The following is a 25789-nucleotide window of genomic DNA, read 5'->3' as shown; positions in this document are numbered from 1 at the left end:
AAATCCTTTAATCAGAAGTCGATGCAAATCAGCCTGTTTATTTATCATTCGAGAAAACGGGCTATATCTTTAATACAGATAGCGCATCCTGTTTAAGATTGGGCGGAGTCTGGTCCGTGGCTTCGCTTAAAAAACAAAGTAAAACCTTTGAACTGATGTTACGCGGATAATTGACTCAGCAGACACCTTAAGGATTCGGCTAGAAGCACCCTCCGACATCCTTTCCAGTTAAGGCCGTCTCCCTGGGGGGCGATGCCCATATCGCGATTTAAAATCGCCCGGCAAGTCGCGATGTAGGCATCGCTCCCACTTTTACAAGCTGGCGCGCATCGGCACCCTTCCAGGCGCTATGTTGCCGCCAGTCCGCCTTCATGCTCGGCAACTGAAATATCAGCGCATTCCCCTCATTAATACCCGGACCGCTAGAAAAATTGAACCAACTCGAATGTTCAGTTGACGAATTTGGTGTGTCGCTATTTCATACGGGTCTCGCGTATGAGTTCGATCAAAAAATTACTAGTACCTCCTGACCCAAACGACCCGAGAGTGTAGTAATCCTATGACGACATATCGAACCGCTGACATCGCCTCCCCTTCCGCCGCCGGCTCGCTGGCGCTGCTGTTTATTCTTCTCGTCCTCGTCGTCATTGACGCGCCGGCCCAGGACAAGCGGGGAACGACAGCGGGTTCCCCGGAGACGCCCGGCGTTCTGCCGATCAAGGAGCACTATCAGGACCCCAAACCGTATTCGGGGGCGGCGCTCCCGTCCTGGCTTGCCAGGGATGAAGAGAGTCTTTGGCGGATGCCGGCCAGGGACTATGCCAGCACCCGGTACAGCACCCTGGACCAGATCAATACCGAGACCGTCAAGAACCTCCAGCTGGCCTGGACCTTCTCCACCGGGCAGACCAACGGCCACGAGGCGGCTCCGCTGGTGGTCGACGGGATCATGTACGTGGTCACCCCCTATCCCAACATCGTCTATGCCCTGGACCTCGCCAAGGGCGGCGCCTTGAAATGGAAGTACAATCCGCTGCCGCAGTCGGCGGCCCAAGGCGTGGCCTGCTGTGACGTGGTGAACCGGGGCGCGGTCTATGCCGACGGCAAGATCCTGTTCAATACCCTGGATACCCATGCCGTCGCGCTCGATGCCAAAACCGGCCGGGAGCTTTGGAAAACCAAGCTGGGCGACATCAATCTGGGCGAAACCATCACCATGGCGCCGCTCGTGGTCAAGGGCAAGATGCTGGTGGGCAACAGCGGCGGGGAAATGGGCGTGCGCGGCTGGCTGAAGGCGGTGGACATCGATACCGGCAAGGTCGCCTGGACTGCCTATAGCACGGGGCCCGATCAGGACGTGCTCATCGGTCCGGATTTCAAGCCCTTCTACGCCAAGGACCAGGGCGCCGACTTGGGCGTCAGCAGCTGGCCTCCGGATATGTGGCAGATCGGCGGCGGCGCCGTGTGGGGATGGATCTCCTACGATCCGGAGCTCAATCTGATTTACTACGGTACCGGCAATCCCGGCCCCTGGAATCCCGACCTGCGTCCGGGCGACAACAAGTGGACCCTGACCCTGTTCGCCCGCAATCCGGACAATGGCCAGGCGGCCTGGGCTTACCAGATCGAAGGCCATGACCTCTATGATTACGACGGGGTCAACGAACTGATTCTGCTGGATCTGCCGGTCAATGGCCAGATGCGCAAGGCGCTGATCCGGCCCGAGCGCAACGGTCACATGTATGTGATGGACCGGGCCACCGGCGAGGTGCTTTCCGCCGAAACCTATGCCCACGTCAACGTCACCCGCGGCGTCGACCTGCGGACGGGCAAGCCGAGAAAGGTGCCGGAAAAGGCGACCGGGCTGGGCAAGACGGTCCATAACATCTGCCCGGCCGCGCCCGGCGCCAAGGACTGGCAGCCTTCCGCCTATTCCGACCGGACCGGGCTGCTCTATCTGCCGCACAACAATCTCTGCATGGACATGCGCGGCACCGAAGCCAACTATATCGCCGGCACGCCCTTCGTCGGCGCCGAGGTGAAGATGTTCGCGGGGCCCGGCGGCCACCGGGGCGAATTCTCGGCCTGGGACCCGGTAGCCGCCAAGAAGCTGTGGCGCATCAAGGAACTGTTTCCGGTCTGGAGCGGCGCGGTCGCCACGGCCGGCGACGTGGTTTTCTACGGCACCATGGACCGCTGGTTCAAGGCCGTCCATGCCCGTACCGGCGAGCTCCTTTGGCAGTTCCGTACCAGCTCCGGCATTATCGGCCAGCCCGTCACCTACCTGGGGCCGGACGGCAGACAGTACGTCGCCGTGCTGGCCGGGGTCGGCGGCTGGTCCGGCGCCATTGTCGCCGGGGATCTGGACGCCCGCGACGGCACCGCCGCCCTCGGCTTCGTCAATGCCATGAAAGACCTGCCCAACCATACTAACAAGGGAGGCGATCTCTATGTCTTCGCCCTGCCTTGATCCCGGCCGCGCGCCTGGCCGGCTTCTGGCCGGCGTCCTGCTCGCCTGGAGCCTGGCCGTGCAGGCGCAGCCCGCCCGACAGCTGAGGGTCTGCGCCGATCCCAACAACCTGCCCTTTTCCAATGCCCGCCAGCAGGGCTTCGAGAATCGGATCGCCGAGATTCTGGCCGAGGAACTGAAGGCGACCCTGCATTACACCTGGTGGGCCCAGCGCCGGGGCTTCATCCGCAACACCCTCAAGGCCGGCCGCTGCGATCTGGTCATGGCCGTGCCCGCCGGCTTCGAAATGGTGGCCACTACCGCGCCCTATTACCGCTCCACCTATGTATTCGTGTATCGGCAGGACAGTCCCTACCGGGTGCGTTCCTTCAATGACCCCATTCTGCACGAGCTCAAAGTGGGCGTGCATCTGATGGGCGACGACTATGCCAATACGCCGCCCGCCCATGCCCTGTCCCGGCGCCGCATCATCGATAACGTGGTCGGCTTCCCCATTTATGGCGACTACAGCCAGCCCAACCCGCCGGCGCGGATTCTCGATGCCCTGGCCGAAGGGCGGATCGATGTCGCCATCGTCTGGGGTCCTCTGGCCGGTTTCTTTGCCCGCTGGGAACCGGTGCCGCTGGCGATGGCGCCGGTCTCCCCGGCTCTGGACCCGTCCTTCCTACCCATGGAGTATGACATCGCCATGGGCGTGCGCCACGGCGAACAGGCCTTCAAGGCCGAAGTGGAGGCAGCCCTGGCGCGGCGGCATGACGACATCCAGAAAATCCTCGACGCCTACGGTATTCCCCAGGTCGCGTCCGTCGACATGCGGGAGGCCGGGCCATGAACGTTTGCCGATACCAACCGAATTCAAGAGCCGGCCTGGCGGCTCTGTTGCTCGTTCTGCTCGCGGGCTGCGAGCAGGAACAGCGGCCGGTGCGGGAAGGCCCCGCTGACCGACTGGCGCCGGCCGGCACGTCCACGACGGGTCAGCCCAAAGAACGCCAAACCATAGCCAATCCCTATGAAAGCCAGGTGCATGCCATCAATGAGGGTCGACGCCTCTATGCCTGGTTCAACTGCAACGGCTGCCACGCCGCCGGCGGTGGCGGCATGGGGCCGGCCCTGATGGACGATCAGTGGATCTACGGCAGCGAGCCCGCCGAGATCTTCGCCACCATCATGGAGGGACGGCCGCAAGGCATGCCATCATACCGCGGCAGGATTCCGGAGGATGACGTCTGGAAAATCGTCGCCTTCGTGCGTTCCCTGAGCGGCCTGGGCACCAAACTGCCCGAAGGCGCCGGCAGCACTCCCTTGCAGGACGAGGCCTCCGGCAATCTGGACCAGGGGCCGGAGGAACTGAAGCAATATTACAAGGAGGCTGGCGATGACTAGCACCCGGGTCGGCTTTAACCGCCGCCGGCTGCGCGGCGCCGCCCTGTCCCTGGCCTGCGTCCTGCTGTGCGCCTGCTCCGGCCAGCAGTCCGCCATCACGCCCCAAGGACCGGTGGCCGACCGGATCGCGTGGTTTTTCTGGATCATGACGGGCGCGGCGGGCGCCATCCTGGCCCTGGTCCTGCTTCTGCTGCTGGCCGGCGTGTTCCGCGGGCGGCAACAGGCGCAGAGCAAGCCGCTGACCTATATCCAGAGCCGCAATCTGGTCCTGGTTTCGGGCGTGGTCATGCCGGTCGTGGTCCTGCTCGGCTTCACCCTGTTCAGCGCCATGACCGACCGGGTGGTGGCCAAGCCGATGCGGGCGGATGCCATCACCGTTGAAATCATCGGGCACCAGTGGTGGTGGGAAGTGCATTACCTGGATAACCGGCAACAGCGGATCGCCACCACCGCCAACGAAATCCATATCCCGGTCGGGCAGCCGGTGCGTCTGCTGCTGAAGGCTACCGACGTCATACACAGTTTCTGGGTGCCCAATCTCAGCGGCAAGACCGATATGATTCCGGGCAAGACCAATACCGGCTGGCTTCAGGCCGACCAGCCGGGGACTTTTCGCGGCCAATGCGGTGAATTCTGCGGCCTGCAGCATGCCCGCATGGCGTTTTGGGTGGAAGCGCAGCCGGCCGGGGAATTCCAGTCCTGGCTGGCCCGCCAGCGGGAGCCGGCGGCCGCGCCCGACGATCCGGTCCTGGCGCGCGGCCAGGCGGTGTTCCTGGCCTCCCAGTGCGTCATGTGTCATGCCGTGCGGGGCACCCGGGCGCTGGGCCGGGTGGCGCCGGATCTGACCCATTTCGGCGGCCGCAAGACCCTGGCCGCGGCCTCCGTGCCCAATTCTCGAGGCCATCTGGCCGGGTGGATTCTCGATCCCCAGGGCATCAAGCCGGGCAACTTCATGCCGCCGACCGCGCTGGCTCCGGATGATTTGTCCGCCCTGCTGGATTATTTGCACAGCCTCAAATGAGCCGCCGAACCATGACCAGCCATGAGAGAATCCAGGCCATCGACTCCAGCGAGGAAATCCAGCTGCTGACCGAAGTCTGGCGTTCGCCGCCGGGTTTTTTCGGCTGGTTCACGCACGTCAACCAGACCAGTATCGGCAAGCGCTTTATCATCACCGGGTTCGTGTTCTTCATCCTCGGCGGCGTGCTGGCCCTGCTCATGCGCTTCCAGCTCGCGACGCCGGAGAACGAATTTCTGGACCCGGACCTGTACAACCAGATCTTCACCATGCATGGCATCACCATGATGTTCCTGTTTGCCGTGCCTATCATGGAAGGTTTCGCCATCTATATCATCCCTTTGATGCTGGGCACCCGGGACATGAGTTTTCCCAGACTCAATGCCTTCGGTTATTACGTTTATCTGATCGCCGGAGCCGCCATGTATCTGAGCCTGTTTCTGGGCATGGCGCCCGCCGTCGGCTGGTTTGCCTATCCGCCCCTGGCCGATGCCAGGCACTCGCCGGGCATGGGCGTGGATTTCTACGCCACGGTCATCACCTTCATGGAGATTTCCGCCCTGGTGGCGGCGGTGGAGCTGATAGTCACGATTTTCAAGCAGCGCGCGCCGGGCATGTCCCTGAACCGCATGCCGCTGTTCGTCTGGTCCATTCTGGTCATGTCTTTCATGATCGTCTTCGCCATGCCGCCGCTCATGGTGACCAGCATCATGCTGGCCCTGGACCGCACGGTCGGCGCTCATTTTTTCACCCCCGGCTCCGGGGACCCTCTGCTCTGGCAGCACCTGTTCTGGTTCTTCGGACATCCGGAGGTCTACATCATTTTCGTCCCGGCCCTGGGCATGATCTCCAGCATCATCATCACCTTCACCCGGCGGCCCATTTTCGGCTATACGGCGCTGGTGCTGTCCCTGGTCGCCACCGGCTTCATCGGTTTCGGGCTTTGGGTGCACCACATGTACACCACGGGGCTGCCGCACCTGGCCGCCAATTTCTTCACCGCCGCCAGTTCCATGATCGCCATCCCCAGTGGAGTCCAGGTATTCTGCTGGCTCGCCTCGCTGTGGGGCACGCGACCGCGTTTCGCCACCCCGCTGCTGTATGTGCTCGGTTTCTTCTTCATTTTCGTCATCGGCGGCCTGTCCGGGGTGATGGTCGCCTCGGTGCCGTTCGACACCCAGGTCCACGACACCTATTTCCTGGTCGCCCATTTCCACTACGTGCTGATCGGCGGCGCGGTGTTCCCCTTGTTCGGCGGCCTCTACTACTGGTATCCCAAACTGACGGGCCGCCTGATGAGCGAAGCTCTGGGCAAGGCCAGTTTCTGGCTGACCTTCATCGGCTTCAACCTGACCTTCTTTCCCATGCATTACCTGGGTCTCCAGGGGATGCCGCGTCGGGTCTACACTTATCTCGAACCCTTGGGCTGGGGAGATCTCAATCTGTTCGTGTCCCTGTCTTCGGGACTGCTCGCCGCCGGCTTCCTGGCCACTTTCGTTAATGTCTTCCGGAGCCTGAAACGGGGCCGGCCGGCCGGCGATAATCCCTGGGACGCCGACAGCCTGGAATGGGGCACGGCCTCACCGCCGCCGCCTTACAACTTCCGCTATATTCCGGTGGTGATGGGCCGCTATCCGCTCTGGGAACACCTGAAGAATCAGGAAGTCCCGGTGGTGACAGGCATCCGCTCCGACCGCCGGGAACTGCTGGTCACCTCGCTGCTCGATGCCCACCCCGAATCCCGGTCGAAGATGCCCGGGCCTACCGTCTGGCCGCTGCTTCTGGCGCTGGCGGTGGGCATCGGCTTCGGCGGCTTCATCTTCCACAATATTTTTCCGGTGGTGGGATTTATTCTCAGCTTTATCGCCATCGTGGGCTGGTTCTGGCCAAGGCAACTGGCTCGGGAAGCCCGGGAGGAATCGTCATGAACGGCACTTTTTCCGTGCTGGACGCGAGCAAGCTGCCCAGCCACGCTTTCGAGCACCGCTCGCCGCTGTGGTGGGGCATCATCGGCCTCATCGTGATCGAGGCCACGGTCTTCGCCAGCCTGGTCGCCAGTTTCTTCTATCTGCGGAGCAATTTTCCCCAGTGGCCGCCGGACGGCACCCGGTCGCCGGAACTGCTGAAGCCCACGCTCGCCACGCTGGTGCTGCTGGCCAGCGCCATTCCCATGTACTGGGCGGACTCTTCCCTCAAGCAGGGCAAGACGTTTCCCCTGAAGGTAGGGCCCTTGATCAGCATCGCCTTGGCGCTCGTGTTCCTGGCAATGAAGGTTGTCGAGTACCGTGACATCGGCTTTCGTTGGGACACGCATGCCTACGGTTCGGTAGTCTGGGCCATTGTCGGCTTCCACAGCGCCCACGTGCTGGCTCTGGTGTTAAAAACCACCGTCGTCACCACGCTGGCCTGGCGAAATTATTTCAACCGCAAGCGGCGTATCGGGGTCACGGTCAACGGGCTTTACTGGTATTTCGTCGTGATCATCTGGATTCCCTTGTATATGACCATTTACTGGGCCTCCTATTTTTTGTCGAACTGAGGAGATGCGCTTGGAACACCAGGACCCCGCCGACTATTTCATGCACCCTAAAGGCATCGCGGCCCTGTGGGCCGGCCTGCTGCTGGCGCCGCTCGCCTGGACCCTGCACCTGGGTATCGGTTATGCCCTGGTCGACTGGCTCTGCGAGAGCGGCCACGGTATTTTCTACCATCTGCTGACCCTGGCTACCCTGCTGATCGCCGCCGGCGGTCTCTATCTGGCCTGGCACAGCTGGCGGATCGCGGGGCCGCAGTGGCCCGACAGCGGCGGCGATCCGGTCTCGCGCAGCCGCTTCATGGCCCTGAGCGGCCTGATGCTATCGGGCTTTTTCACGCTCGTCATCATTGCCCAATGGCTTCCGGCCCTGTTTCTGGACCCTTGCTCGAAATGAAAGGCATCCCGCATTCAGTCCGTTTGCCGAGCCTGGCGGCCTTAGGCGTGCCGGTCGCCGCGCATGCCCATGGCGCGGCGGCTATCGCCCGAGACGGCCTGTGGACGGTCTGGAACACCGACCTGACCGTGCTGGCGCCCCTGGCACTGGCCGGCGGCCTGTACGCGGCCGGACTGTACCGCCTCCGGCGCCGCGTTCGGATGGGCTCCGGCATCCGGGCGCGGGAGGCGGCGGCCTTTGCCGCCGGCTGGCTGGCGCTGTTTATCGCCCTGGTGTCGCCGCTGGATGCACTGGGTAATGAACTGTTCTCGGCCCATATGGCCCAGCACGAGATCATGATGCTGGTGGCGGCGCCCTTACTCGTACTCAGCAGGCCGGTCGCGGCTTTTCTGTGGGGCATGCCGACGTGCTGGCGGCGTCGTACCGTCGCGGCATGGAGGTGCCGCCCGCTGGCCGGCCTCTGGCGATTCTGCCGCCGCCCGCTGAGCGCGTGGGGCATCCACGCCCTGGTCCTGTGGCTGTGGCACATTCCGTTGCTTTTCCAGTCGGCGATCGGCAACAACCTGGTGCATACCCTGCAGCATCTGGGCTTTCTGCTTTCGGCGCTGCTGTTCTGGTGGGCCATGGTGGATCGACAGCAGGGTGTTTCCAACCGGCTGTTGGGTGTTTTCTACATTTTCACCACCGCCGTTCACACCGGCATTCTCGGCGCCCTGCTGACCTTTACCGCCAGTCCCTGGTATCCCGCCTATGCCGCGACGGCGCCCGACTGGGGTTTCACGCCCATCGAGGATCAGCAACTGGGCGGCCTGATCATGTGGGTGCCGGGAGGCGCTGTCTTCATCGTCGTGGGCCTCTTGTCGCTGATGCGCTACTTTCAGGAAGCGGAACAGGGTTCGCGGCAAGACCGGGATCTGATCCTGGCGAAACGGGAATAAGCACGGGAGAGCAACCATGCGGACAAACATCCTCTTTTCAGGCGTACTGATCCTTTTTCTGGCCGGGCTTACCGCCTGCGGACCGGACCGGCGGGACACGCTCCGCTCCCGGATGATCGGCGGCGATCCCGAACGCGGCAAGGCGGCGCTCTACCGCTACGGCTGCGGCGCCTGTCATACCATTTCCGGGGTGGCCGGCGCCCATGGCCGGGTCGGCCCGCACCTGACCGGCGTCGCGCAGCGCTGGTACCTGGCAGGGATGATTCCCAATACACCGGACAATATGGTCGCCTGGATCATGAATCCGCAACGGATCAATCCCGACACCATCATGCCCTTCCTGAACGTGCCGGAAAACGATGCCCGTGACATGGTGGCGTATCTGTACGGCTCCTCGGAATAGTCGGCTGCATGGACAGATAATTAATAATTGGTAACTCCCGGCTCAGCCGGGGGGGCTCAGTCCGGATCGGCTCGGGGTGACGGGATTGCGCCCGTCACCTCTGCCACACCACCGGACATGCGGTTTTCCGCATCCGGCGGTTGAATCCAACGGCTTAGGCCGTTGATAGTTCTGATGGTACACATAACCCATATTGTCTCAACGTGGCATTACTCAACGCTCTGTGTAGTGCTGGGCTTTTCGCTATTCGCCAAGCTCCGCGTGTACTGTTCGCGGTTTCTTGTTGCCTTGGTGTCGCACCTAATCGGCGCAAAGCCTTCAGTCGCCCCTTTTTGTTATGCCAGCGTAACCAGAAACATTTTCGCATATGACGGCGCGTCCAGCCTTCCCATTTCAGGAGATGTTGGCGGTCGGTAGTGAGTTTGAAATAATTCCACCAACCTACAACGTATTGCCGCCACTGCTCAACCAACTCGTTACTGGTCAAGCTTTGCCGAGCATCCCAGAGTTCGCGTACTTTGGCTTTATAGCGGTCGATACTTTTTGGGCTAGTCGCGATTTCGTATGTTTCCGTTATTCTAAAACCAAGAAACTGACTATCCCAAGGTCGCCCCGTTCCGCTTTTGTTTTGGTTGACGGTCAGGCTTAAGTGCTTTTCTACCCATAACGTCAGACTTTTCAAGACTCGTTGCGCACTGCGTTCGCTACTCACATAGAGGGTAATATCGTCTGCGTAGCGGCAAAAACTCAGTTCTCGCTTTTCCAGTTCTTTGTCCAATTTGTCCAGGTAAATATTTGCAAGCAAGGGACTCAACGGGCTACCTTGCGGAACTCCTTTATACCGTCGTTCTACTTTTCCGTCTTTCACTACACCCGCTTTCAGATACGCTCTTATCAGGCCTAACACTTGGCGGTCTGATATTTTCCGGCTGATTTGATGCAGTAAAATATCGTGATTCACTTCATCGAAGAACGCCTTGATGTCGATGTCCACTACCCAACTTTTACCCTGCTGAACAAAATTTCGAGCTTGTTTCACGGCATCCTGCGCGCTGCGATAAGGGCGATAGCCATAGCTATATTGACTAAACCCGCTGTCGAACTTTATCGTTAAGATTTGTTGCATCGCTTGCTGTATGACTCGATCTTGCACCGTCGGTATCCCCAGCACGCGCTCGCCTCCATTCGGTTTTGGAATGGTCACCGCTTTCACGGGACTCGGGACATAACTTCCCTTTCTTAACTTGGCTTCTATTGCTTCCCAGTGCTGCTCTAAATGCTGCTCAGTCTCTGCAATGCTTCGCCCGTCTATTCCTGCTGCGCCTTTATTGCGCTTTACCGCGTCAAACGCTTCTTGCAGGGTTAGCCAGTTGAACATGGCATCCATCAGTAACTCTTCTGTCATTTTCTCTTTCGCCTTTTACCGCTAATCGTAGCTTGCATCCCACGCGATCTTGTTCGTTAAAGAATCCACTTTACTAGTTGATTTCCCGCCAAGGGGGTGGTTGCCGCAGTTGCAACGCCCGCTTGTTTCAGAATACTATGCGCGTCCGATTAGCCTCGTTGGGTTTAATGAACTTGATTCTTCAGCCCTTCGCTCCATGCCCATTACAGGCACTTCCTCACTACTACGGCCTCTGCTGACTTCTCCCAAACTCTCATTTAGGAGATCTCCCCAGGTAAGGTGCCTAAACTGTCTGCCCGTGCCGCCAAGCTCTACTTGATGTGTCTTTCGGTAACGGTTGGATTTCGTGTTTCCTAGCACACTCATCGCCCACATCCGGCCTCTCTGCTTGTTCGTGTTCCTACGGTCGTGCATTTGCTATCCGCTTCTTTCAGGCTGGCCTCGCGGCTTCCCCCTTGCGGTTTCGCTACGGTTGTCGTTACTACTTCCGGTTACCTCCTTTCAGGTAACTAGTTTTGGCCCATGCTGGGCACACTAGGGTACGCACTGCGTACCAGACTGTGAAAGAATTAGTGAAAAGCGTCATAAAAAGCCTTATTCACCACGAAGATCACGAAGGACACGAAGAAAAAATAAAATTAATCAATAACTTAAAACTTCGTGTGCTTCGTGTCCTTCGTGGTTAAATCTTTTAAATTGAATACTTTCACAGTCTCGTACCTTTTGGATTTAATTCATCTGAATATTTTAAAAAATGGCACGCGATGCGTACCCTACCTGGCTTGCCCAACGGTTCGCCTTTGGCTGGCGGTTCTCCGATAACCCGTTGTGCACCCGAAACAGGGCGGACACATAGGTCCGCCCCTACAATGCATCCATACGATACAGACGCCCCCTTTGATCTGAACATTTTAAAAAATGATACGCGATGCGCACCTGCCTGGCTTTTTGCTTGCCCTGCCGAACATTAAAATATTAGGGATTTCTTCTTGACACTATCAACCATTGCCAACACAATCTGAAGCCGCAACGGTAGATAAGAAAAGGCTTATCGAAAAAATTGCGATGAAAGAGACAAACGTATTATTCATCTAAAAAGAAGGTTCGGTATATGAAAGAAAAACGCCTTATTTCAAGGCTTTGTTCCGTGGTGCCCGCACTCATCCTGGCGCACGGGGTTGCTAACGCGATGCCCGGCATGTCCAAATCCGATAGCGTTGATGATAACGCGGCTCCGCCCCCGTCGAACAGTATGGGCGAGCCGCTCAACTCAGCCGGTTCCAACTTCGAGATCACCTACAGCGCCGATGGCAAAACCGCCATCTTCACCTCGACCCGCCCGGGCAGCATCGAATCGCCCGGACCCTACAACTTCGACATCTGGATGTCCCATTATGCCAACGGCGCCTGGCAGACTCCGGTGCATTTGGGACCGGACATTGACCCTGCCAAGGGACCGAGCATCAACACATCCGCCTGGGAACTGGAGCCGAGCCTTTCCGATGACGGCAATATCATTTACTTCACCCGCTACGAACCCGGCAATCTGTCAACCGGCGACCTCTACGTCACGCAGAAAGTTGACGGTGTCTGGCAACCGGCAAAAAGCTGGAACGAGGTTCCCGAACTGCCGAATCTCAACACGCCGACCGGCGAGGAGCACTGCCCGATCATCGCCTCCGACAGCCTGATTTACTTCAGCTACCAGCAGCCGGGAGTCACGCAGGACAGCGATATCTGGAAGGTCGAGAAGAAGGATGGCGTCTGGCAGAAACCGCAGAGCCTCGGTTCAAGAATCAATTCGCCGCACCGTGACCATCTGCACTGGACCGGACTGTCAAAGGACGGCAAGAGCATCATCGTGACCAGCACGCGAACTGATCTCGGCTCGCGGGGCGGGCATGATGAGTGGATCGCATACCAGAATCCGAAGGGCGAATGGCAGGAACCGTTGAATCTCGGCGATACCATCAATACCGCCGGCGAGGATATGTGCTGGAGCTTCACGCCCGATGGCAAGAAATTCACCGGAGGCTGGGGGCCGCAGGGCTCTTACGATCTTGAGCTCAGGTGGATCAACAAGGATGACATTCCCTTGCTGAAGAACTTCGAACCGGTCGGCCCGCCGCCCAACCTTCTCGCCGGCGGCAAGGAAAAGTAGAAGATCGGCAAGTAATTGCAGTCGCTTGACATAGCCCGCGGTCCGGCGAATACACAGCTGCTTTGTTTTACAATGCTTGCGGCAGCGATGCCTTCATCGCGGTTAAAAACAGTCCTCAAGTCGCGATGAGGGCATCGCTCCCACCGGTTCGTTATACTGACGACCCAATCCTTACAACTCGCCGCCCAGCGCTTCAAATCCGGACACGACATCGAGCAGTTCCTCGGTAATCTGGTTTTGGCGCTGCTGGCGATAGGTGGAAGTCAGTGTTTCAAGTCGCTGCTGGATGTTTTTTTCGGCCACCTGCATCGAAATCAGGCGGCTGGCATGTTCGCCGGCCAGCGATTCAGCGCAGGCGCTGAACAGCACGATGAACAGGTGCTGGCGGATCAGGGCGCGAAGCAGCTCCCCGCTGTCCATCGTGAACACAGGCAACGAGCGGGACGGCCACGGCCGGTCGCGGCTGGAGTTGAATCGGCTTGGATCGATCGGCAGCAACTCGCGGCGTTGGGCCCGGTACGCGGTTTTTTGTTCGTGCACATTATTGAACAACAGCACGCGCTCCACGCCGGCCTGCCGCCAGTCATCGATCCGCAGCAGCAGGTTCTGGACCGTCGAGGTGATGCCGGTAACCGAACCGGGCACGAAAAAAAGCTGTTCGACATCCTCCCCCCTTGCCCGCAACGCCGCCTCGATACGGCTGCCGACCGCCAGGATGCGCCGGTCGTCGGCATTCTCCAGCGCTTCGATGGCAAAGGCGGCGATGCTTTCATTGTAGCGTCCGCAAAGGCCGTGATCGGAGCCGAACACAATGGCGCCGGTCCGCCGCGGCGTCTGGACGCGGCCCGACGCGGCGGACCGGTGGTTGCGCAATACGGCCTGCAGACCCATTTCCACGGTACGGTTATAGTCGGTCAGCGAAGCCAGCGCCTTTTCGTACTGTCGGATGCTGACCGCCGCCAGCACCTTCATGGTTCTGACGATGGACTGCAAGTCGGTGGCGGTATCCATGTCCCGCTGCAGGGCTTCAAGGGTTTTCATGCTTGACGCTCCGGCCTGATTTGACGGCCCATCTCAACCGCCCTCCTGAAACCCGGGGTATAAGGTCATGCCGCCATCGACGTAAAGCGTGGTGCCGACCACATAGTCGGAGGCATCGGAAGCGAGCCAGACCGCTGCATGGCCGATATCCATCGGTTCGCCTATGCGTTCGTAGGGAATCAGTTTGTTCAGCTCGGCCTCCGCTTCTTGCGTTTCCCAGGCGGCACGGTTGATCGGCGTGCGGATCGCCCCCGGCGAAATGGCATTGACCCGGATCTTCTGATGCGCCACCTCTTGCGCCAGACTTTTCATGAACATGAGCACCCCGCCCTTTGAGGCCGCGTAATTGACATGCCCGGCCCAGGGAATCACGTCATGCACGGAGGACATGCAAATGATTTTGCCGGCGGCGCTGGATAATTCCGGTACCAGACCGCGCCGCGTGAATTCCTTGACGGCTTCCCGCGCGCAAAGAAACTGGCCGGTCAGATTGACGGCCAATACCGTGTTCCATTGCGCCAGGGTCATTTCGGAAAAAGGCGCGTCCAGCTGGATACCGGCATTGGCGACCAGGATATCGAGGCTGCCCCAGCGTTCCATGAGGATTCCAAACATCAACTTGACCTCCTGCTCCTGGCTGACGTCGGCTTGAACGGCCAGCGCTTCGCCGCCGCAGGCGTGTATCTCGTCGACCATTTTTTGCGCGGCTTCGGCATCGGACAGGTAATTGACCACCACGCGCGCGCCGGCTTCGGCCAATGCGCGGGCGACCGCCGCGCCGATGCCGGAACTGCCGCCGGTGACTAATGCGCGCTGCCCCGCCAGTGTCTTTTCGGTGAGTAAAGGCATGTTCAGGTTCTCGCTTCGGTTAATGGAGGATTGCGGCGGGATGCTTACGGCAGCCCCGCCCCCGGTATTGCCACCTCGGCAATCTCTATGCGCCCCGATTCCATGACCACGGCCTGGTACGGATCATCCGTTTCCGAGCTCAGCACGAACAGGGTCCGCCGCTCCGGTCCGCCGAGCATGCAGGCGTAAGGGATGCCTGCCGGACGGATCAGCGCTAACACATCGCCGCCCTGACTGACCCGGAGCACCGAACGCGTCGCCGGACTGGCCACCCATATCGCGCCTTCCTTATCGAGACAGATGCCGTCCGGCGTCGCGTCCCCGAGATGTGCCCAGAGATGAGGCGAATGCAGCAGGCCGTCATCGCCGATCAGAAAAGCCGTCAGGCGGGAGGCAAAGGTTTCCGCGACGATGAGCGTGGTGCCGTCCGGGGTAATGACGCTGCCGTTGGGGAAAACCAGCCCTTCCGCCGCTATCCGGCATCGGCCGTCGGGCTCAACCGCAATCAGATGCGTTGCGGCCGGCGGCGCGCCGCCATGCAGGTCATAACCGAAATTGCCGACATAAGCGCGGCCTTCGGCCGTGACGACCATGTCATTGCAATGGAACGGGGCCAAACCGGACAGGTCGGCATGCAGGACGAGCCTGTGGCCGATGAGGCGATAAACCGCCCGCCTGGCCATGGCGACGACCAGCGGCGTGCCATCGGGCAGCCAGCCCAGGCCGCCCGGCGGATCATCCATTTCCAGCCGGCATTCCGCCTGCCCGTCCGGCGTGACGGTCATTATCCGCCTGGCGTGCTGGTCGGTGAACCATAAACGATCCTGCCTCCAGCGCGGCGCTTCGGGAAAGACAAGGCCTGTTACAAGCACTTCGGTATCGTCCATCGTGATTCTCCTGGCTCTTTAGGTCTTATTGACATCAGTTTTTAAATTTAAACTCAATTGGGCAGACATTATCGATCCAATAAAAAACTGTAGCGCACGGATTACCCGCCCTTGTTCAGCAAAGACAGGCGATCCAATATTAAATCCACAATCGCGGCTACCGGCTGGTTGATATTAACGAGCAAGCCATGATCGGGTAAATCGAGGGTTTCCAACTGACTGGCCAGCAAGTCCGCCCCCATGAAATGATCGCGCCGCTGCATGAGCCGCTTGCGCAGGGTTTCATAATCCCCGGTGAGAAAGACGAATTGCACGCGTTCGTGATCCGGACGCAGCAGTGCGCGGTAGTTTTTCTTTAACGCCGAGCAAGCCAGGACGGCCCGGTCTCCTTTATCCAGGCAGGTTCTGATTTCTTCCCGCAGACGGTTCAGCCAGGGTGCCCTGTCGGCATCATCCAAAGGTTCGCCGCGCTGCATTTTTGCGACATTCGCCGCGGGATGAAAATCGTCGCCCTCGATAAAGCGCCAGTTCAAACGATCGGCCAGGGCTTTGCCCACGGTCGTCTTCCCGGCCCCGGACACGCCGCCGATGATCAACACATAGCCGCGAAGCCCGGGATCGGGGGGAGCTGCTTTTTCGGCATCGGACTCGTTATTCATACGGCGCTCGAGTTCATAGGCTCATCGGAATTGCCACGGCGCAATAGCCTCGTGACGTTAAATTGACTGACAGGCCGCCGACCAGTTCCAGACGAATTGCAGGCGGTTGAGTCAGACGGCCATCCCTTAAGGATTTGGTCCTCAATAATGATCCTGTAACATAGGGTACGCATCGCTCAAGAGCTGGTGGGAGCGATGCCCTCATCGCGACTTGAGCTAGCCCCTTATGCTGGGTTTCCGCAAAGCTCCAACCCAGCCTACCCGCTGTAACACAGGGTGCGCATCGTTCGCGAGCGATGCGCCTCACTGCGTCGCCTGGAGCGCTTTGAACAGGTACTGAAATCCTGCCTCGGTCGCGGATCCTATTTCATTCCCGTACCTTAACATCATTTTAGTCCGAGCCGTTAAGCAAGATCGAACCCTGCCGAAAATCCTCACAAAGACGCCAGAAACCGAATGACCGACTGTCTTTCCGCCACGGGCAAGTTCTGAAAACGCTGCCGGGCAGCCAGCGCCTCGCCGCCATGCCATAGCACCGCTTCGGTTAAATTACGCGCCCGTCCGTCATGTAAAAATGTCTGGTGCTCATTGATCCGCTCGATCAGACCGATTCCCCATAACGGCGGCGTCCGCCATTCGGGACCGGCCGCCTCGAAATCGGGGCGCCCGTCGGTTAAGCCTTCACCCATATCGTGCAGCAACAAATCGGTATAAGGATGGAATGTTTGCCTGGACAGTACCGGTAATTCTGGAAATTCGCCGGTCGTCAAGGTCGGTGTGTGACAGGCGCTGCAGCCGATCCGGGCGAAAATCCTTTCTCCCTGCCTCATCCTCGAATCATCCGTATCACGCCGCGCCGGAACCTGCAGTAAACGCAGATACAGCAGTATTGCGTCGAGTTGCTCATCGGCCAATTCCGGCTGGCGGTCCGATGGCGCTTTTTGACAAGCTGTTTGCGCTGGCGAGCAATTTTCTTTTCGGTATAAAGAAGAAGTCACGCCCATATCGCCGATAAAGGCGCCGGCAATTTGCTGTCTGAGCGTGGCCACATTGGCTTTCAGTCCGAAGCGGCCAATCACGCGGCGCTGCCGCTCGGCGTCCCAAACGTAATTCGGCCGACCGCTGACGCCCTGCTTTTTGCCCTGCTCGGCCAGATCCAAGATCGTCCGCCCGGACACCGCTTCCAGCAGACCCAAACCGAATACCGGAGGGGCGACGCGCGGAGAAAACAATATTTCCGGCTCCAACGGGCCGTATTGCAACTCGACGAATCGGTAAACCGGCATTCTCAGGCTGACTTTTTCGCCGTCCGGCAAGGTCACGACATGCTCTTTATACTCGACTTGCACACGGCCTTCGCCCGGCACGCCGGGAATGCCTTGCTCGCTCAACTGATCGCCGTAAACCGGATGCGCGAGCGGACCGCCTTGTTCATTTTGGCCCGGCAGACTGAGCCGTACCAGCATCGAACGCATGGCCTGCCCGGGCGTTTCCGGCGGGCGTCCGCGCCCGTTCTTCGGATGGCAGGAAACACAAGCCAACTGGTTATACAGGGGGCCAAGCCCTACCTGGCTGAAAAGCGGTCCGCGCCCTTCGTTTTCAATGTCCGTTGCCGGCGGAATCACCCAACTGTGCCGGAACAATCGACGTCCATGCCACGCTTGAGTCAATTGTTCCTCGTTAATAGGGGAATAGATACGGGTAAACGCCTCCCGCCCGGCATCAGCCGCTTCAAAAGCACTTTTCGCCTGCACTGGCTGCATAGCCATCCAGCATAGGAACAATCCCGAGAAAATATTCAGCCAACGCATCATCATGACTCCTGTTGCCGCAGCAGCCGTTCGGCTTCTTTGTACCGGCTTTCGATCTCCAGACGCCAGGCCTGCTCCAATTCCCGCGCCTGCCTGTCGGCATCCGGGTCCTCGATGCGCTTCATGAATATTTGTTGCAGCCCGGCATCATCGGACATTGAGGCATCGACAGGCAATGCCGTCAATAATCGCCGTATTTCCGCCAACGCCTCGCCTTTATCGGTTTCAGCAATCGCCTCCTGTGCACGCAGCTGCCGCCAAAGACGTTGCACGGTTTCATGTTGTTCGGTAAACATCAGATCGAACAATGCGCTATTCAATGCCAGGCGCGGCAACGAAACACCGGGATCGAAAACAGGCGGATGCCGTCTGGCTGCCGCAAACGGGTCGAAATACTGCTCGGGCTTATCCGCGTATACCGCCGGCCGGACCGGCAGTTTTCCGATGTCGGGATGGAACAGCAGTTTTTGGCCCGCATCCGACAGTACGAAACTGACGAAACGCCTGGCCGCGTCGGCATGTCGGCTGACTGCGGTGATCGCAATATGCGCCGGCGAATAGGCGATCGGTGCCGGATAAATCATCTGTATGGGGGCGCCGTTGGCCGCGGCCGAGGCAATAAAAAAGTCGATGCTCGGTGCAATGCCGCGTTCGCCGGAGCCGATAAGTTCGCTGATAAATGCCGCGCCAGGTTCGACCAGGCGCGCATTGGCCACCATACCCGCCAGCAGAGCCCAGCCTTGTTTCCAGCCGTATTGCCGCAATATGCTGTCTACCATCATCGGCGCGAAACCGACCTTGGCAGGAATGGGCATGACCAGATGCCCGTTGTAGCGGGCATCGCTCAAGTCCTGCCAGGTTTTCGGAAACGGCAGGCCGTGTTTTTGCAGATAACCGGGATTGACCGCGAAACCGTAGCCGGCCATTTCCGTGACCCTGTAATAACCGTCCGGGTCCGTTAGCGGCAAGGCGCCGAGCCGATCCGCCAGGCCGCTGCGGTCGATGGCCAGTTTCTGCCAGGCATTTTCCTGTTTCAGCATCAGAAAATTATGATGCGCGGCTGATTTACGGTGCGCGACGGACCAGTAAACATCGACTCCGCCTTGCCCGGGTTTTCTTAAATACAGCAGGGCATCGTGCGGCATGCGCCATAACACCACCAGGTCGATATCCGGATTATCGCGTTCGAATGCCGTTTCGTAATGGGAGACCACGTGTTCGGGGTACGCGGTCAATACCGTCAATTTTTCTTTGGCCCCGGCCGGATCGATGCTGAGCCCTGCGATCAGGCAGATTAAAACACGGACTAAACTTGTCATGACATTGTCTCCAAAGGTTCAATAGCGATAGTTGATATTGGCGAAGTAATTCCGGCCCGGTTCGGGAAAGCCTTCCTCATAGGCATAATTTTGATCGGCGACGTTATTGACGCCGAACTCGGCATTCAAATGCTTATTCGCGATGAAAGTGGCTTTGAGGTTGCCGACAACAAAGGCATCCGCTATCCGGGTTCCATCGGTATCGCTGAAGCGCTTGTCGTTGTATTCGGCGCTGGCGAGCAATCGCAGATAGCGAATAGGCTGATATTCGAGATACGAGAAAACCTTGTGCCTGGGTGTGCGGAGCGGCTTGATCTGCGGATGGGTAATATTGTTGCGATCCAGCCACGTGTAATTGACATGCATGCGCCATTGATCGCTGATCTTGGCGGTTGCGTACCATTCAATACCGAGATTCTCCTGCTCGCCGATGTTTTGCAGTTGAAAACAGGGGGGCCGGGTGCAGATGGAGTCAGGCAGCGTCACGCTTTCGATGGTGCTGTCGATTTGACTGAAAAATACCGCCGCGCCGTAATCAAGCATTTCGAACGCCTTGCCGTCCAGGCCGAACTCGTAATTCAGGGCTTTTTCCGCTTGCAGATCGGGACTGGGCAAGGCGCTGCCCAACCGATAGGAATACCGATCCTTGATCGTCGGAAACCGGGTCTTACGCGCCAGGCTCGCATGCACCACAAAATCCTCGGACAATTCATAGAATGCACTGCCTTGAATATTGTAGGCATCCTTGGTTTTTCCGAGCGGAAACGAGACGATTTGATGATTGATCAGGTCCTGCGCCTGCAGGCGTTTTTGCCGATCGTAGCTGGCGCCGACCACGAACCTGAGCGCATCGGTCGGCGTGTAGCTGTCCTCGATCGCATAGGAATGGTATTCATCGGCAAAGCGTTGCCACGGCTGACCGGTATCGCCGATTTCGCGGTGTACGTCTTGTTTGTAGTTGAATCCCAGTTTGAGTTCATGCTTGTCGAACCAGGTCGTGCCATAGTCAAGACCGGCGCCGAAGGTGTAATCGTCGTATCGGCTATCGAAAGCATAAGCCTTGCGCATTGAGCGATATCCGGCGTCGTCGAATGACTGCAGGCTGTTCTGAAAGGTATCGTGGTAGGCGCGCAGTTTGACGGTGTGATCGTCGCCGAACTGGGTTCGGGACAGAAAATAAACGCTGTCCTTGTCCCAGTAAGGCCAACGCCAATAGCGAGTAGCAAAGGTTTTGTCAGTGCCGGCATAAGGCGGGCTATCCTTGCGCCCGCTCTGGCTGTTATAGCCGATCGCATATTCGTCGGTTTCGTTCGGCGTCAAACCCAGTTTGATGTTGCCTTTATAATCGGTATTGCCCGAGTTTTCACGAATGCCGCCATCTTCTGACGCCGCGCTGGAAAAATCCTCGGACAGCCGCCAGAACTGCCGGTCCAGAAACGAGGCGCCGCCCTGGATATACCACCATCCCTGATTGGAGCCAAAATTCAAAGCGGTTTGGTAATAGTTTGCGTCGAACCGGGAATCCATGCCCATGCCGACGGTGAAATTGCCCTCTAATTCTTCCGTGGGCTGCCGACTGACCAGATTGACGCTGCCGCCGAGGGTATTAGGACCATACAGCACCGAGGCATTGCCTTTACTGACATCGATTTGGCCGATATCAAAAGTCGTAAAACGGTTTAAATCGACATTGCCGTCGTAAGGCACATACACGGGAATGCCGTCCATAAACAGCGGCACCTGGCGGGAATCGAAACCGCGGATAAAAACCAGGCGTTCGTTACGCGCGCCCAGATTCTGAATCGAAACACCGGGCAGTAAGTTCAGCGCCGAAGCGACATCGTTGCGGTTATGGCGGGCTATTTCCTCGGCCGTAATCGTTTCCTTGTCGGAAAATTTCTCTTGTCCGGCTACACCGTTGATTTCAATCACCCCCAAATCAAATATGTCCGGATTAGCCAATGTAGCCTGTGAAAACGCGGCCATTGACAGTAATAAAACAGCTGGATGCATGGTGAACCTTTTTTATTGGTTTGTACTTAATCTACTGATGTTACGCACGGGCGGTTTCATCCCGTTTGCCGCGCCGAGCACCGCAGCTTTCGCCGAGAATAGCCCGAAGGGGCGCTTCATGGATGAAGCGCGTTGCCAAAGGGACAGGAGTCCCTTTTGGCAACCCTCGGCGAAAGCGAGGAGCGCAAGGAAAAAGCGGCAACGGGCGGCCTTTTCTTTGGTTACTTTCTTTTGGCCGCGCAAAAGAAAGTAACTCGCCTTCGGGTGCGATAAACCCGATTAAATAAAACCGTCGCGATAGCGACACTTTATTAAATCGATCTAACTTCAACTGGCTGCGTAACATCAGTTCATCTATATAACGCTGGTCACACCCGACTCCAGTCATGGCTTGTTTCCGACAAATTATGTTGAATTGTCGGAAACGCAACACCAGGAGCCGGTGGAAATCCTAACTTAACGTTATGTACTATAGTATATAACGTTAAGTTATGCTCATGCACAGCAATATGTAAGCCATAAGTACCCGCGAATCGAAATAACGCCTTCCAGTCCTGTTCGCTCGCGATCAAAATGCCGCGACAACCGGCAAAAATTTGGCGCGGTTTCTGCTAGCCGTCAATCATTATGAACTCAACTACATAACGAAGAGGGAAATTATGTTACTGGAAATGAACGTCTCGTTGCGACGCGGCAATTTCGATCTAACCGCCGATTTATCGGTACAGGATGAGAACATTGGACTGCTAGGGCGCTCCGGCGCAGGCAAAAGCACCATGCTGGGCTTGCTGACCGGCACAATGCGGCCCGAATCGGGACGGATAGTCCTGGACGGAAAAACGCTTTTCGATAGCCGTAAAGGCATTTTTATTCCGCGCGAGCAGCGCCCCGTCGGCGCCGTGCTCCAGAACGACACGTTGCACTCGGGCGCAACAGTCAAGGAATGTTTGTCTTCGGCTTATGAACGCACCCTCAAGCAACGGCGCGGATTCCAACCGGATCATCTGATTGATTTCCTGCACATCGGCCATTTACTGAATCGACCGATTGCCAGCCTGTCCACCGGTGAACGCCAACGGGTCTTGCTGGCAAATGCCTTGTTGAAATCGCCCAGGTTATTGTTGCTCGACGACCCGCTTGCAACGATGGGGCATGATGTATCGAATGTGCTGACACCTTTTCTGAAACGCGTGGCCAGCGAACTGCGGCTACCGCTGGTTTATGCCAGTCAAACGCTGGGAGACATGCTCGAATTCAGCGAAAAAGTCGCGGTCATGGACCAGGGACGCGTGGTCCGGCTCGGCTTGCTGAACGATCTGTTGAGAGAGGTTGGCATGATTCAGAAAATCGGCTTGAGCCAATTCGAGAATAAGATGCGGGCGACGATCATCGCGCACGACATTCCGAATGGCTGCACGCTCGCGGAAACCTACGGCACCGAATTGATACTGCCTTTGCGCAGCGACTTGGCGCCGGGCACTTCGATCGCGGTCACCCTATCCTCGAACGAAATCGCGCTATCGCGCGGCTACATAGCGGGCATTTCGATGCAGAATCAAATCAAGGGCCGGATTTGCGCGCTTATTCCCGCCGAAAACGGCATATTGGTTCAAATCGATTGCGGCAACGTCTGGATAGCCGGCATTTCGCTGAAGGCCTGCCAGGATATGAACCTGAACGAAGGCGACAGCGTTTATTGCCTGGCCAAAACCGTCGCATTTTCCTACCGGGCCAATACCGATCCAAAATCGTTCGGAGGGCTGTTCGGGAGGCGATAGCAATCAGCCGTTACTTGAAACCTGCATTATGCGGCAAAATTTGACCCAATCAGCATTATTTCAGTATCGATTGTTAATCGGGCTGTTCATTTTCCTTGATTCCCAGGCGTTTTAATCGGGCAATTCCCACGGATTGATGCCCTGATACCGTCATACGTAGGGGCGAACCTGTGTGTCCGTCCTTGCCTAACCCGGATATTTCATGAAACCACAGAGAACACGAAGAACACGAAGAAAATCATGGCGTTATCATTTACCACCGATAACTTCATAAGCTCATCATGAAATATTTCTAAGTATTTGAATTGAAAAGCCTTCGTGTACTCGATTGCTGTTCCAGACGCAATTCTACCGCCTCCATCCTTGGAGGCGTTCGTGTCCTTCGTGGTGAAATATTCAGGCAAAAGGTTCGCCTTTGGCTAACGGTTCTCCGATAGCCCATTGTGCACCCGAAACAGGGCGGACACGTAGGTCCGCCCCTACAATGCATCCAATACGCCGCGCGCGAAATCCAGCAATACGGTTTTGTCTTCATTGCTTAACTTCTCGCCGGCATGGATTTTTTGCCGCTGTGGCTCCAGTTGACCGGCCAGGGCGCGGGTCAGCCTGTCGCCGGCCGCGTTGATCCCGGTGATAGGGATGGCATCGAACAAGCCTTCGTTCAGGGCCTGCAGGATGACGATCTGCTCAAACGCCGTCAGCGGCCGGCTTTCCGGTTGCTTCAATACTTCCCGCACGCGCCGGCCCCGTTCGATATTGCGGCGCGTGGCTTCGTCCAGGCGCGTGCCGAAACGCGCGAAGGTTTCCAATTCCTCAAACTGCGAATAGGCCAGCCGCAGTTGTCCGGATACGTCCAGATAACCCGGCAACTGGGCCTTGCCGCCGACGCGCGAGACCGATTTGCCGACATCGACGGCCGGCAGGTCGCCTTTCTGGAACAGTATCGGCGACAGATAAACCTGGCCGTCGGTAATCGAAATCAGGTTGGTCGGTATGTAGGCGGACAGGTTTTGCGCCTGGGTTTCAATGATCGGCAGGGCCGTCAGGCTGCCGCCGCCGTGTTCGGGTTTCAGCCGGGTGGCGCGTTCCAGCAGGCGCGAATGCAGGTAAAAGATATCGCCCGGATAGGCTTCGCGGCCCGGCGGCCTGCGCAGCAGCAGCGACAGTTCGCGGTAGGCGTGGGCATGGCGGGTCAAATCGTCGTAGACCACCAGCACGTCCTCGCCCTGGGTCATGAACCATTCGGCAATGCTGGCGGCGGCATAAGGGGCGATATACTGCACGCCCGGCGTGGTCTCGCCCGGCGCCACCAGCACGATGCAGTTTTTCAGTGCATCCTGCGCGCGCAATCGCTCGATGACCTTGGCCACGGCCGAGCCGCGCTGGCCGATCGCGCAATAGACGCAAATGACGTTTTTATTGGTCTGGTTCAGTATCGTGTCGACCGCGACCGCGGTCTTGCCGGTCTGGCGATCGCCCAGGATCAGCTGACGCTGGCCGCGGCCGATCGGGATCAGGGCGTCGATGACTTTGATGCCGGTCTGCAGCGGCACCGATACCGGCGCGCGCTCGATGATCGGCCGGGCCTCGCGCTCGATCGGCCAGCGCCGGCCGGTCCGTACCGTGCCGGCATTATCCAGCGGACGCCCCAATGGATCGAGCACGCGTCCCAGCAATTCCCGGCCGACCGGTATGTCGACGACGCGGCCGGTGCGTTCGACGCGGCTGCCGGCGCTGAGGTCGGATTCCTCGCCCAGTAGCACCGCGCCGATTTCGGCGGGGTCCAGATTGAAGGCCATACCCATGACGCCGTTTTCAAAGCGCAGCAGTTCCATGGCTTTGGTGCCCGGCAAGCCTGCCACGCGCGCCACGCCGGTGCCGACCTGCATCAGCCGGCCGATTTCACGCTCTTGCAGGGCGAAGTCATGTCCGGCGATGGCCGTATCGATGTGCTCCAGCGCCTGCCGGATAAATTGTTCAAGTAAGTTGTTCATGATCGGCCGGTGTCAGCAGATCGGCGTCAAGTTCGGCCAGATAGCGCTCGATATTCCATTCCCAGCTTCTGCCGCCGGCTTCCAGGGCGATGCCGCAGATCAACCGCGCATCCTGCTCAAACTGTATGGCGTCGGCGGCATTGTTCAGCCTGTCCTTGATGCGCTGGCGCAAGGTTTCGTCGACCGGGAAACTGGTAATGACCGTGACCGTACGGCTTTGCCCGAGCGCCGCCCGCTCGGGACCGGGCAGGTTCGACAATTGCCGCAGAAACTGCTCGACGATGCGCTGCTCCAGGGTCTGATCGGCCAGCCCTGCCAGGATTTTACCGCCCAGCCGCAGGGCTTTATCGGCGATGGCCCGCCCGACTGCCGTGCCGAGTTCCTGTTGCTCCTGGCGCATTTGTTCCGAGAAGCGATTTTTTTTCTGCCGGATTTCATCGTCCAGATGTTGCAGCCGCTCGGTTTTTTCGGCTTCGGCCCGCGCCCTGGCCTCGGACAGGACTTTTTCCCGTTCGCGATGAAGGCCTTGCAGGCTGGCCTCATACTGTTGTTTCAGGCTTTCGGCTTGCGCCCGCTGGTCCATCACCGCTTGGCGCTGCTCAACCAGATTCCGCTCGCGGGCCGCCATGGCATTGATGATAGGCCGGTACAGGAACTTCTTCAGCAAGCCGATCAGAATCAGAAAATTGACGATCTGGGCGCCGGTCGTAAACCAGTCTATCTCCATGAA

General features: G+C 58.5%; 21 protein-coding genes. 11 read left to right on the top strand and 10 right to left on the bottom strand.

Annotation, left to right across the window (positions count from 1 at the left end; all coding sequences use genetic code 11):
- Positions 1-559 precede the first annotated feature (559 nt).
- The 9 genes from EK22_RS11980 to EK22_RS11940 are packed head-to-tail and all read left to right on the top strand — an operon-like array spanning position 560 to position 9142.
- Positions 560-2470, top strand: a complete 1911-nt coding sequence (locus EK22_RS11980; protein ID WP_036251182.1) for a methanol/ethanol family PQQ-dependent dehydrogenase — start codon at positions 560-562, stop codon at positions 2468-2470.
- Positions 2451-3302: a substrate-binding domain-containing protein gene (locus tag EK22_RS11975; protein ID WP_036251179.1), complete on the top strand. Its 852-nt coding sequence runs from the start codon at positions 2451-2453 to the stop codon at positions 3300-3302. The genes EK22_RS11980 and EK22_RS11975 overlap by 20 nt, the downstream gene beginning before the upstream one ends.
- A complete protein-coding gene (locus tag EK22_RS11970; protein WP_036251176.1) occupies positions 3299-3853 on the top strand; it encodes a c-type cytochrome in 555 nt (184 codons plus the stop codon). The genes EK22_RS11975 and EK22_RS11970 overlap by 4 nt, the downstream gene beginning before the upstream one ends.
- The gene (gene coxB, locus EK22_RS11965; RefSeq protein ID WP_036251174.1) at positions 3846-4874 is read left to right on the top strand and encodes a cytochrome c oxidase subunit II; all 1029 of its coding nucleotides are present in this window, start codon (positions 3846-3848) and stop codon (positions 4872-4874) included. Before EK22_RS11970 ends, coxB begins: the two co-directional genes overlap by 8 nt.
- Positions 4875-4885: 11 nt before the next feature.
- Entirely contained in the window at positions 4886-6799 is a 1914-nt protein-coding gene (ctaD, locus tag EK22_RS11960) for a cytochrome c oxidase subunit I (protein ID WP_036251253.1), read from the top strand.
- Positions 6796-7410, top strand: a complete 615-nt coding sequence (locus EK22_RS11955; RefSeq protein ID WP_036251171.1) for a cytochrome c oxidase subunit 3 — start codon at positions 6796-6798, stop codon at positions 7408-7410. The genes ctaD and EK22_RS11955 overlap by 4 nt, the downstream gene beginning before the upstream one ends.
- Positions 7411-7414: 4 nt before the next feature.
- The gene (locus EK22_RS23195; RefSeq protein ID WP_051961872.1) at positions 7415-7801 is read left to right on the top strand and encodes a hypothetical protein; all 387 of its coding nucleotides are present in this window, start codon (positions 7415-7417) and stop codon (positions 7799-7801) included.
- A complete protein-coding gene (locus EK22_RS11945; protein ID WP_161786429.1) occupies positions 7798-8739 on the top strand; it encodes a cytochrome c oxidase assembly protein in 942 nt (313 codons plus the stop codon). The genes EK22_RS23195 and EK22_RS11945 overlap by 4 nt, the downstream gene beginning before the upstream one ends.
- A 16-nt stretch (positions 8740-8755) precedes the next feature.
- The gene (locus tag EK22_RS11940; RefSeq protein ID WP_036251168.1) at positions 8756-9142 is read left to right on the top strand and encodes a c-type cytochrome; all 387 of its coding nucleotides are present in this window, start codon (positions 8756-8758) and stop codon (positions 9140-9142) included.
- A gap of 154 nt (positions 9143-9296) precedes the next feature.
- Here the strand turns inward: EK22_RS11940 and ltrA are convergent, their stop codons facing one another.
- On the bottom strand, positions 9297-10547 hold the full coding sequence (ltrA, locus tag EK22_RS11935; protein ID WP_036251165.1) for a group II intron reverse transcriptase/maturase: 1251 nt from the start codon (positions 10545-10547) through the stop codon (positions 9297-9299).
- 1111 nt (positions 10548-11658) lie between these two features.
- On the opposite strand from ltrA, the gene EK22_RS11930 reads away from it, so the two are divergent.
- Positions 11659-12708 (top strand): PD40 domain-containing protein, encoded by a 1050-nt coding sequence (locus EK22_RS11930; RefSeq protein ID WP_036251163.1) that lies wholly within the window; start codon positions 11659-11661, stop codon positions 12706-12708.
- A gap of 171 nt (positions 12709-12879) precedes the next feature.
- On the opposite strand, the gene EK22_RS11925 is transcribed toward EK22_RS11930, so the two are convergent.
- The 7 genes from EK22_RS11925 to EK22_RS11895 all read right to left on the bottom strand — a co-directional run bounded on the left by EK22_RS11925 (position 12880) and on the right by EK22_RS11895 (position 21236).
- Complete coding sequence (locus tag EK22_RS11925) at positions 12880-13749, bottom strand: F0F1 ATP synthase subunit gamma (RefSeq protein ID WP_036251160.1); 870 nt, start codon at positions 13747-13749, stop codon at positions 12880-12882.
- A gap of 33 nt (positions 13750-13782) precedes the next feature.
- Entirely contained in the window at positions 13783-14598 is an 816-nt protein-coding gene (locus EK22_RS11920; protein ID WP_036251157.1) for an SDR family oxidoreductase, read from the bottom strand.
- Between the two features lie 44 nt (positions 14599-14642).
- Complete coding sequence (locus tag EK22_RS11915; protein ID WP_036251155.1) at positions 14643-15485, bottom strand: SMP-30/gluconolactonase/LRE family protein; 843 nt, start codon at positions 15483-15485, stop codon at positions 14643-14645.
- Between the two features lie 101 nt (positions 15486-15586).
- Positions 15587-16144: a gluconokinase gene (locus tag EK22_RS11910; protein ID WP_020161356.1), complete on the bottom strand. Its 558-nt coding sequence runs from the start codon at positions 16142-16144 to the stop codon at positions 15587-15589.
- Between the two features lie 434 nt (positions 16145-16578).
- A complete protein-coding gene (locus tag EK22_RS11905) occupies positions 16579-17961 on the bottom strand; it encodes a di-heme oxidoreductase family protein (protein WP_152565088.1) in 1383 nt (460 codons plus the stop codon).
- Positions 17958-19274: an extracellular solute-binding protein gene (locus tag EK22_RS11900; protein ID WP_020161358.1), complete on the bottom strand. Its 1317-nt coding sequence runs from the start codon at positions 19272-19274 to the stop codon at positions 17958-17960. Before EK22_RS11900 ends, EK22_RS11905 begins: the two co-directional genes overlap by 4 nt.
- An 18-nt stretch (positions 19275-19292) precedes the next feature.
- Complete coding sequence (locus tag EK22_RS11895; protein WP_235209318.1) at positions 19293-21236, bottom strand: TonB-dependent receptor plug domain-containing protein; 1944 nt, start codon at positions 21234-21236, stop codon at positions 19293-19295.
- A 710-nt stretch (positions 21237-21946) separates the two neighbouring features.
- Between EK22_RS11895 and EK22_RS11885 the strand changes: the two genes are divergently transcribed.
- A complete protein-coding gene (locus EK22_RS11885) occupies positions 21947-23065 on the top strand; it encodes an ATP-binding cassette domain-containing protein (RefSeq protein WP_036251246.1) in 1119 nt (372 codons plus the stop codon).
- A 479-nt stretch (positions 23066-23544) separates the two neighbouring features.
- Here EK22_RS11885 and EK22_RS11875 read toward each other — a convergent pair whose 3' ends face one another.
- Both EK22_RS11875 and EK22_RS11870 read right to left on the bottom strand, forming a co-directional pair.
- Positions 23545-25059 carry an alternate F1F0 ATPase, F1 subunit alpha gene (locus EK22_RS11875; protein ID WP_036251151.1) on the bottom strand — a complete coding sequence of 505 codons (1515 nt, stop codon included), beginning with the start codon at positions 25057-25059 and terminating at the stop codon, positions 23545-23547.
- Positions 25043-25786 (bottom strand): F0F1 ATP synthase subunit B family protein, encoded by a 744-nt coding sequence (locus EK22_RS11870; protein ID WP_020161364.1) that lies wholly within the window; start codon positions 25784-25786, stop codon positions 25043-25045. The genes EK22_RS11875 and EK22_RS11870 overlap by 17 nt, the downstream gene beginning before the upstream one ends.
- Between the last annotated feature and the right edge of the window lie 3 nt (positions 25787-25789).

The sequence above is a fragment of the Methylobacter sp. BBA5.1 genome, from assembly GCF_000746145.1.
GTDB lineage: Bacteria > Pseudomonadota > Gammaproteobacteria > Methylococcales > Methylomonadaceae > Methylobacter > Methylobacter marinus.
This window is presented reverse-complemented; position numbering and strand designations above follow the sequence as displayed.